Origin of the sequence: Roseicella aerolata (assembly GCF_020523605.1) — a bacterium.
GTDB lineage: Bacteria > Pseudomonadota > Alphaproteobacteria > Acetobacterales > Acetobacteraceae > Paracraurococcus > Paracraurococcus aerolatus.
Genome location: NZ_JAJAQI010000158.1, coordinates 1 through 1,140, shown reverse-complemented (window position 1 = coordinate 1,140; position 1,140 = coordinate 1). Strand labels below are relative to the sequence as shown.

The window sequence follows — 1,140 nt, the reverse complement described above, 5'->3', positions numbered from 1 at the left end:
AGCTACGAAGGCATCGCCTACCAGGCCTTCAGCTCCGCCGAGGCCGGGCAGATGTCGCTCTTCCGCTTCTACAACCCGACCACCGGGGCGCATTTCTACACCACCTCGGTGGCGGAGCGAGACAGCGTCATGGCCAACCTGCCCATGTTCAACTACGAAGGCATCGCCTTCTACGTCGACCCGCTCTGATCCCAACAGCCCGGATGCGATCACGCATCCGGGCTTCCGCAGGAAAAGATCTATCAAGATTCACGCCACAGGCGGTCCGTTTGGCTGGGACCAGCGGAGCGGAAGCGCGGATGGACTGTGTGGCCCACGGCTCTGTCTGTGTAACGAGCTGGCCGGAGCGCACGGCCTGGAGCTATCGCCGATTTCGCTGCCGCGAGCTGACGACCCACTTCGCTGAGTTGCGGAATCGCGGCCTTGGCGATCCGCAGAGCTGGAGCACGACTTGAGCGGTGGATGGCAAGTCCGGCCTCGCCGATGATCAGGCAGGCTGCCGGTTCCTTCGGCGGGCCAAGTAGACCTCCCCGTAGGCATCAAGGAACCGCTCCACGAGGCCATGGTCTTTCATGGGCGGCGGCGCGACGTCCAGCCACCGGACCATGGCCTGTGAGGCCAGCCACTTCGCCGCGGCGAGGTCGTCGCGCGGTACCACCCGGCCGCCGAACCACCGCTCCGCCAGGAGCTGCAGGGCGGCCCACCCCTCCTCGTCGGTGAGGTCCTCGAGCCGGAAGCGGCGGCCGAGGCCGTAGACGATGCCGCCCTCGGTCATCGCCAGGCTGAGTCGCAGATCAAGCCGGACAAGCGGTGCGCTCCGCATCCAGGACAGGCCGCTTCTCCGCCGCAACTCGGGCGCGAAGCCGAACAGGGCAAGCCCGTCACCGAGGTCCAGCACCGTCCAGCGGTCCATCCAGGCCGTCGGCCTGACTTCGGCCAAGTCCATCACGCCCCCGCCGCTGCTCCCATCGCCATGAACATAACTGGGTTTGGCCCGTTCTCGTGGACAGTTGATAGGCTTGGCTGATTACGGGTCTGCGGTGACGGCTTGCTGTTCCTCTTTCTCGTAAGTCATGGGCGAGCGGTAGCCCAGGGCTGAGTGAAGCCTGGCTGGGTTGTACCAGGCCTCGATGAAGCTGA

At 65.6% G+C, this 1,140-nt stretch carries 2 protein-coding genes; one reads left to right on the top strand and one right to left on the bottom strand.

Annotation, left to right across the window (positions count from 1 at the left end; genetic code table 11):
- On the top strand, positions 1-189 hold a 189-nt coding region (locus LHA35_RS28310; RefSeq protein WP_408902378.1), incomplete at its 5' end, for a hypothetical protein.
- Positions 190-487: 298 nt separating this feature from the next.
- On the opposite strand, the gene LHA35_RS28305 is transcribed toward LHA35_RS28310, so the two are convergent.
- The gene (locus LHA35_RS28305) at positions 488-946 is read right to left on the bottom strand and encodes a hypothetical protein (protein ID WP_226615217.1); all 459 of its coding nucleotides are present in this window, start codon (positions 944-946) and stop codon (positions 488-490) included.
- Between the last annotated feature and the right edge of the window lie 194 nt (positions 947-1,140).